The following is an 8,536-nucleotide window of genomic DNA, read 5'->3' on the forward strand; positions in this document are numbered from 1 at the left end:
TTACTTGTCGTCCCTTTCCTTTTTTAAAGGTTTCAATTTCAGGCTTTATGAAAAACGGAATCAGTATCAATAGTTTACAAATGATTAAAAAACAAGCCGCAACGATCTTTTTAGTTAATGGTACTTTGATGATTTTTTGATACACAGTTGTGACTACTTTCCAATGCAAAAAAATATGTGCAACTAATAATCCGAACAATACAAAACCTAAAACGAGGTGTAACATTCCTCATTGATGTCTATTCATTTCAAACAAATAGAGTTCTATATTTTGCCTATAGATTCCCCAACGTTCTTGCCCTGAAATGAGTGTGTATTTTATTAGAAAACTAGTACCTAAAATCAAAGACATGCATGACGTCATTGTGGTATTTATTGTAAAAATTAGTATGGTCTTTCGCATAGCTTTGACCGACTTTTTCATTGTACCTAATGCTTTTTAAATTACAGTTAAAAGTATATGTAGAACAGGAGCGTTACAATGATATTGATCAGGTCATAAATAAAGATTAGTGTTTAATAAAAAAAAGGAGGCTGTCTGAAAAGACAGCCTCTTTAGAAGATATTAAAACCAATTAATATCTTCCCTAACCAACCAACCAAAACTGATAACCACATCAGTTTACTTTTCTGGTGCCTCCATGTCCTCCAGCAACAACAATCATTATTTTTATACTTAAATAAATAAATTTGAAAAACTGAATGATAGGATTCATCATTTTAAATCTTTGATATTTTGAAATTCTTTGTGTCATTATAATTTTATTATTATTCAGGAATTAACCACCAAAATGGTCGCATTTTAGCTTTATAGATGAAAGCATAATGTAACGCTAACTTTAACCAATGACCTGCTAAACCTATATCTCCAAAAGTTTTTCCTAATTTCCGGCCTTGTGTTTTTGGATATTTTTTGTAATCTGGAACAATTGGATACGTTGTGATGCTTACTCCACTACCAGAGGTAAGTCCGTAACCAGCTGAGGCAATACAGGCAGCTCCCATGTTTCCTAAACTTCCTTTATGATGCAAGGATTCTTTACTGTTTTTAATAGAATCAATAATATTATCTGCTACCAATTTTGCGGTAATACCAGACGGCATGCCTGTTCTTGGTGGAGAAGGAGAAATGGGTGTTCCGTTTTTACTTACTCTTGGTTTAGAAATAGCGTGAGGCGGTGCAAATGCAATACCTGGTGCAAAAATGTTTGAATACGATGGGTTTTGATAGGTTTCTGGCCAATCTTGCACAGACCACGCTTCGTATGGTTTTGGCGAGTAGTCTGCATCAACTATCATAAACCCTTTAAATAGCTTTTCTGTTATGTCTTCATTATTTTTATTAAAAGCTTTAAATCCATGTCCTGAAAATGCAGGAATAAGCATTGCAAAATCGTAAGTTTCAGATTTATAGTCGCCACCTAAGGTCTCATAGTGTGCAACTCCATCTTCAATTTTATTTACACCTGCTCCAATAATCCATTTAATATCTCTGTCTTCAAAAATCATTTCTACCATTTCTTTGGATTTTATGGTCATACTACCATAACTCAAAAGTAAGCCATCCATCCCAAAATCTCCAAGTTCGTGCTCGTTGGCAATCCAAGTAACTTCTGCCATATCACGAACATTATGTTTGCGTAATTCTTGTTCTACATTTAAAATATATTCGAAAGCCGCACCTTGGCAGGTGGATTTTGCATGCCCTGTGCCAATAAGGATTTTAGCTTTTTTGCCTTGTTTCATTTGCTGAATGACTTCATTTAAGCCTTCCCATGCATGGTCTGCATGTGTATAAGTACATACAGAGTATGTTTTGTTTTGTCCAGGTATTAAGCCTTCAGTAGCTTCAAAATTAAGTTTTGGGCCAGTTGCATTAATTAAGTAATCGTAGGTTACTTTTTCTTGTTTTCCTTTGTTATCTCCTGTAACGTATTCTGCTAAAATATAAGGTTTTTGTTCATCCTTATCGCCTTCAGGAAAAAATGATATAGCTTTAGCTTGTTTAAAACCAATACCTTTCTTTTTGTATAATGGAGCTAATGGGAAAAGGATTTTTTTAGATTTCATTCTTCCAATTCCAACCCAAATATTTGAAGGAATCCATTGGTAATTGCTATTAGGTGATACCACAACAATTTCATGCTCTTTAGACAGCTTTCTTCTTAAATGTGAAGCAGCTACATGACCAGAAATTCCGGCCCCTAAAACTACAATCTTAGCCATTTGTTATGATTTAGTAATGTGAATTTAGTCTATTATTTAGGTTCTTGAAATGATATTCATCACTTTGATACTCTGAATAAAAGTGATGAATAATTTCATCGTAAAGGTTGCTTTTTAAAATTAGTTAGATAGTAACTTATGTTACATAAAAGCGCCACTAGAGTGCTTTTCAAAATAAAATTATCGGTATTAAAACTCAATAACTCGTATCATCTAATTTAACTTTGCCATGAAACGTTTTATATAAAAACAGGAAATAGCCGGCTAAAAGTGGTGCTCCAATAACCACTATGGTTAACATAATACCTAACGATTTTTGTGATGATGCGGCATTATGAATAGTTACGCTATATTTTGGATCAATGGTTGATGGTAATAATACAGGATATAACTGAAACGCAACTAACATTAATAAAAACGACATCGTTAATGACGAAAATACTAGGGCATTAAAATACTTTTTCTTAGACACTAATCTAGGCACATTAGCAACTGCTAAAAACGCTAGGATTGGTAAAATGAAAAACACGGGTTGTTCTTTAAACTTATCTGTAACACCTGGTAAAAATACCAAGGTGTATAATGATGTTATGGCAAAACTCGTTATGAAAAAGATCATACCTTTTTTGAGTAAAAGGGTCAATCTAGCATGCAAGCGCCCTTCAGTTTTTAGTAATAAGAAAATAGCACCTTGCGTCATAAATAGTGAAAGCGTTGTAAAACCAGTCATTAATGCATATGGACTTAAAAATGCAAAGAAAATACCTCCTTTATAACTGAAGTTTTCACCGATTTCAAAACCTTGTAATACGTTTCCTAAAACAACACCCAGTAAAAAAGCAATTAAAACATTAGATGTAAAATAGATAATATCCCAAGTTTTTCGCCACCATTTCATTTCTTCTGCACTTCTGAATTTTATAGCCGATGAGCGCAATACCAAAAGCATTAAGAACAGCATAAAAGGAATGTACATTGAGGATAACATGGTTGCATACATTACTGGAAAACCTGCAAATAATGCACCACCTCCAATAACTAACCATACTTGATTGGCATCCCATAAAGGGCCAATGGCGTTGATGGCAATACGTCTGCTTAAATCTTTTCTTAAAAACAAATGCCAAGCGCCAGCACCATAATCAAAACCTTCTAAAATAGCATAACCTGAAAATAATAAACCGACTACTAAGTACCAAAGGGTAGGATAATCTATACCTAAAAATGTTTCCATGTGTCCCATATTTAAATAATTTCTAATGGATTTTTAGCTTCGTCATATGGACCGTTTTTTATCTTCTTATTCATTGAATAAAGAAATAAAAGGAACAAAATAGAATAGATTACTAAAAAAAGTATCAAAGAAAAGAGAATTTGATTTGACGATACTTCTTGAGAGAATCCTTGACTAGTTCTTAAATGGCCGTATACAATCCATGGTTGTCTTCCCATTTCAGCCGCAAACCATCCTAATTGATTTGCTATTTGGGGTAAAATAACCGAAAAGGTAAAAATCTGTAATAACCATATTTTATCGAAGAGTTGCCCTCGCCACCATAAATAACTAGCATATAGGGTCAATGCTATAAAAAACATACCTATTGAAATCATGATATGATAAAATTGAAAAACGGCATTTACTTGCCCTGGTCGATCTTCTACTGGGAAAGCATTTAAACCTGTAATTGGCGCTTCAAAATCTTGGTGTACCAAAAACGACAATCCACCAGGTAAGGCTATACCAGTAACGTCTTGATTCTTATTATCAACCCAGCCAAACAAATATAAATTTGCAGGTGCTGACTTGTCGTAGTGCCCTTCCATAGCTGCCAATTTTGCAGGTTGATTTTCTGCAACACCGTCTGCAGAACTGTGTCCCGACACCAATTGTGTTAAAGAAATTATGGTGGCGACACCTAATGCAATTTTGAATGCTTTTTTGGAGATTTCAACATACCTGCCTTTTAAAAGATAATAAGCATGAACACTTAATACCAAGAAAGCTCCTGCTAAAAATGCACCTTGCCAAACATGTATAATCCGATCTACGCTTGAAGGATTAAAAACCATAGCCCAAAAATCGGTAACTTCTGCTCTTGCATTTAAACCTTCACCTACAATATGGTAGCCCGCTGGTGTTTGTTGCCAGCTATTCGCTACAACAATCCAAACTGCTGAAAACATAGATCCTAAAAACACCCCTATAGCAGAGATAAAATGAACCTTAGGCGATACGCGATTCCATCCAAAAAGCAAAATTCCTAAAAATGTACTTTCTAAACTAAATGCGAACAATCCTTCAGCAGCAAGGGCACTTCCAAAAATATCACCAACATATCTCGAATAGACTGCCCAATTGGTGCCAAATTCGAACTCCATAATTATTCCTGTAGCCACTCCAATACCAAATGTAATGGCGAATATTTTTAACCAAAACCTTGTTAATACTTCGTAATGCTTATTTCCTGTTTTTAAATATAATCCTTCTGTAATAACCATTATTAGCCCAATTCCGATACTTAATGGTGGGTAGATGTAGTGAAAGGCAATAGTAAAAGCAAATTGTATTCTTGCTAATATTTCTGTATCCATAAATTTTTTTATCAAAAATAAATGAGTTTTTTTAATCTACTTGTAACACTTATTACATAAAAGAGAGCTTCAGTATTGAGGTTCTTTTTGCATTTAAATTATGATTTTAATAGTTCATTCAAAACCAGATCCTTATCTAATTTTTTTGTACAGAAAAACCAATCTTTGCAATCTAGATCTTCTGCAGATGTCATGCGCTCTTCAGCAACACCGCAAGATCCAGCTGGCGAAACAATAACGTTGTCTCCAGGATTCCAATCTGCAGGTGTTGCCACATTAAATTTATCTGAAGTTTGCATGGCTATTAATGCTCTATATAATTCATCGAAATTACGACCTAAACTTAAGGGGTAATAAATTAAAGCACGAACGATACCCTCTGGATCTACAAAAAAGACAGCTCTTACGGCTTGTGTTTTGCTTTCTCCTGGTTGAATCATTCCATATTTCTTGGCTACATCCATAGAAATATCTTCAATTAAAGGAAACTTAACTTCAATATTTTCCATACCGTTAAATTTTATTTTTTCCTTTATAGTTCTTAACCAAGCAATATGACTGTATAAACCGTCTATAGACAATCCTATTAAACTACAATTTGCTTTTTTAAATTTTTCTTCTAAATGTGCAAACGTCATAAACTCTGAGGTACAAACAGGTGTAAAATCTGCTGGGTGACTAAATAGAATAGACCATTTGCCTTGATAATCTGAAGGGTAATTAATTTCTCCCTGCGTAGTTACTGCTGTAAATTCTGGTGCTTTATCACCTATTCTTGGCATTGTAAAGACTTCTTGCTGTGTTGTTTCTAATGTATTCATGATTTTATAGTATTTGATTTTATTATAACAAATGTAATATACTATAGCATTTTTCTATGTAACGTTTGTTGCTAAAGCGTCATGCTTTTTTAACTTAAAAAAACATTTAGAATTAAAAAAAAATATGACCTTTGTATCATGTCGAGATTTTTTCTAAAAGTTATGACAAAAGTCAATATTAGTTTTAAAACACAATACTATATTTGCTGAAATGAAAATAGGCGTCTACTTTTTTTCTCTTATTCTAACCGCGTTAATATTAATTAACAGCACTAGAGCATCATTAAATTATGCCTATTACAACATGGATCCTGTTGGTTTTATTGAAGCTTTATGTGAAAACCAAGATAAGCCAGAACTAGAGTGTAACGGAAAATGTCATTTAAAAAAAGTGGCTGAATCGCAAGGCGAAAATCAAAATACACCAGAAAGCATTATCGATTTTAAAGAGCTTATTCTATACCCGAGTCCTTTAATTGATTTTGTAATTGTAAATAAAGTTTATACAAAAAAGGAACGGACATTTACTTACCAAAATTTATATTCGTTTCATAACACAAGTGACTGTTTTCATCCACCTAGAGTATAATTTTCTTTTTTAATTGGTAGAAATACTACCGTATTTATTTAAGTTAAATATAATTATACTATAAAATGAAAATATTATATAGTGTGCTTTTATGCACACTAATTACAGCCGTGTCTTATGGTCAAGAAAAAATCAAAACCCAAAAAGATACTACAACTCAAAAAACTATAAAACTTACTGAAGTTATTGTAACTGGAAATATAGAAACCGATCCCATACTCAGTATTGTTTCAAATAAATATGAAGAAAAGATTGTACAACCCAAAAACGTTGCTGATTTATTCAACAATATCAATGGTTTTTCAGTTATTAAAAGAGGGAATTATGCTATAGATCCTTCGTTTAGAGCATCTCAATACGAACAACTAAATATTCAGTATGATGGTGGCACAAAAGCGATGCATGCTTGCCCCAACAGAATGGATCCCATTACAACGCATATTATTCCTGAAGAAATTTCAAAAATTGAAATCATAAAAGGGCCATACACAGTAAGATATGGAGCTACTTTTGGAGGTATTGTTAATTTAGTAACTCAAAAACCAGATTATGAAGATTATGGTTTACACGGAAAAGTGTCCGGCGGTTATGAAAGTAACGGAAACTCCTTGGTAAACTTAGCACAAATTCAATACATTCAAGAAAAGTATGATATTGTTGCTAATGCTGGATACAGAGATTTTGGAAATTACGAAGATGGAGATGGGATAGAAATCCCATCATCTTTTAGAAGTACAGATTATGGTATTAAATTAGGATATAATTTTTCTAAAAACCAACGCTTACAAGCACATTGGCGCCAGTCTTTTGGTCGAGATGTTTTGCATGCAGCCTTGCCAATGGATACCGAATTTGATAACAGTAGTATTATTTCTTTAGATTATAAATTGGATAATATTGGAAGCATAGTTAAAACACTTACCGCAAAAACCTATTATAGTTACGTAGATCATTTAATGACTAATGATAATAGACCTTCTTTTAGAATGATGGAAGCTTCATCTGCCGTTAATGCAACAACTCTAGGAGGAAAGTTAGAACTGAATTGGAAACCAGTAGAAAAGTTAAATGTATTTTCTGGTTTAGATGTTATGCATATCGCTAGAGATGGTGATAGAAATAGATTGGTTAAAATTATGAATGGTAATTTGTTACCAATGCCTATGGAGTTTAACGATAAGGTTTGGCAAGATTCTTACATTACAGATATAGGTGTATTTACAGAAGCAAAATATAATATAAACCCTAAAACTATATTTACAGCAGGTATTAGATATGATAATGTAACGTCTCAAACACAAGATCCTGAAGCTGATTTTGAAGCCATGTATGATTTAGAAAAGCGCACAGAACATAATGTGAGCGGTACCGTTTCAATCAAAAAAAGGGTATCGGAAAATTTTACTTTAGAAGCTGCTTACGGTCGTGGTATTAGATCTGCTAATATGATTGAACGTTTTATTAATCACTTTACAGTAGGGCAAGATCCTTTTGAGTATTTAGGGAATCCTAATTTAAAAGCCGAAGTTAATAATCAGTTTGAAATTGGTTTTAAAGGTAACGAACCCTTGAAAAATGGTTTCAATAGCTTTAAATATGAGGCCTCTTTTTATTATTCATTTTTTGAAAATTATATTGTTGGAGTTATAGATCCAACCATGACGCGGAAGTTTAATCCTATGGCTCAACCTAGAAATGTAAAGGTATTTCAAAATTTAGACCAAGCTTATAAAACTGGTTTTGAAACTATGGCCCAAGTAGATTTTTTAAATCATTACTATTTTAAAACTGAATTTGCTTTAGTGTATGCAAAAAACAAGGATTTAGCAGAGTCGTTACCTTTAACACCACCTTTTAACACCAGACTAAGTCTAGGCTTTGAAAAAGAGAAATTTTGGGGTAATGTACAATACAATATAGTTTCTAAACAAGATAATATTTCTAGAAGTTTTGGAGAGACAGAAACCGATGGCTACCAAACTTTAGATGTACGTTTTGGAGTAAAGCCTATTAAGGATATTACCTTAGGCATTGCAGCTATTAATGTTTTAGACGAAGCTTACAATAACCATTTGAATTTTTCTTTCACTAATCAGGCAGATTTTGGAAGAACACCCATTACAGAACCGGGTAGAAACTTTTCAGCATTTTTGCAATATAAGTTTTAATCACTAGTGTCCACTTAAAACAAGTTGAAAACCAGTTGATTAGTATTTAGTTCTTTGACATTATTGTAATCTGATTTCATAAGTAATTCATTTACAGGTGTTTTATCAAGTAATGATGCTGATAAAATTTGTATGATTTC

General features: G+C 33.0%; 8 protein-coding genes. 2 read left to right on the forward strand and 6 right to left on the reverse strand.

Going from position 1 to position 8,536, the window contains the following annotated elements:
• Nucleotides 1-229: 229 nt before the first annotated feature.
• The 6 genes from P8K68_RS14495 to P8K68_RS14520 form a co-directional block, all read right to left on the reverse strand.
• A complete protein-coding gene (locus P8K68_RS14495; RefSeq protein WP_300252525.1) occupies nt 230-424 on the reverse strand; it encodes a hypothetical protein in 195 nt (64 codons plus the stop codon).
• Between the two features lie 193 nt (nt 425-617).
• On the reverse strand, nt 618-755 hold the full coding sequence (locus P8K68_RS14500) for a hypothetical protein (RefSeq protein WP_165353716.1): 138 nt from the start codon (nt 753-755) through the stop codon (nt 618-620).
• A gap of 13 nt (nt 756-768) precedes the next feature.
• The gene (locus P8K68_RS14505; RefSeq protein WP_300252532.1) at nt 769-2,226 is read right to left on the reverse strand and encodes an FAD/NAD(P)-binding oxidoreductase; all 1,458 of its coding nucleotides are present in this window, start codon (nt 2,224-2,226) and stop codon (nt 769-771) included.
• A gap of 196 nt (nt 2,227-2,422) precedes the next feature.
• Nucleotides 2,423-3,460: a cytochrome d ubiquinol oxidase subunit II gene (cydB, locus tag P8K68_RS14510; protein ID WP_300252534.1), complete on the reverse strand. Its 1,038-nt coding sequence runs from the start codon at nt 3,458-3,460 to the stop codon at nt 2,423-2,425.
• 11 nt (nt 3,461-3,471) lie between these two features.
• On the reverse strand, nt 3,472-4,818 hold the full coding sequence (locus P8K68_RS14515; RefSeq protein WP_300252536.1) for a cytochrome ubiquinol oxidase subunit I: 1,347 nt from the start codon (nt 4,816-4,818) through the stop codon (nt 3,472-3,474).
• A 98-nt stretch (nt 4,819-4,916) separates the two neighbouring features.
• Nucleotides 4,917-5,639 carry a peroxiredoxin gene (locus P8K68_RS14520; RefSeq protein ID WP_300252539.1) on the reverse strand — a complete coding sequence of 241 codons (723 nt, stop codon included), beginning with the start codon at nt 5,637-5,639 and terminating at the stop codon, nt 4,917-4,919.
• A gap of 211 nt (nt 5,640-5,850) precedes the next feature.
• Here P8K68_RS14520 and P8K68_RS14525 point away from each other — a divergent pair, with 211 nt between their 5' ends.
• Together P8K68_RS14525 and P8K68_RS14530 are read left to right on the forward strand one after the other, a co-directional pair.
• Nucleotides 5,851-6,228, forward strand: a complete 378-nt coding sequence (locus P8K68_RS14525; protein ID WP_300252541.1) for a hypothetical protein — start codon at nt 5,851-5,853, stop codon at nt 6,226-6,228.
• Nucleotides 6,229-6,293: 65 nt separating this feature from the next.
• Nucleotides 6,294-8,396 (forward strand): TonB-dependent receptor, encoded by a 2,103-nt coding sequence (locus P8K68_RS14530; protein ID WP_300252544.1) that lies wholly within the window; start codon nt 6,294-6,296, stop codon nt 8,394-8,396.
• Nucleotides 8,397-8,536 lie beyond the last annotated feature (140 nt).

Origin of the sequence: Algibacter sp. (genome assembly GCF_029245835.1) — a bacterium.
In the GTDB taxonomy this organism is placed as follows: Bacteria; Bacteroidota; Bacteroidia; order Flavobacteriales; family Flavobacteriaceae; genus Algibacter_B.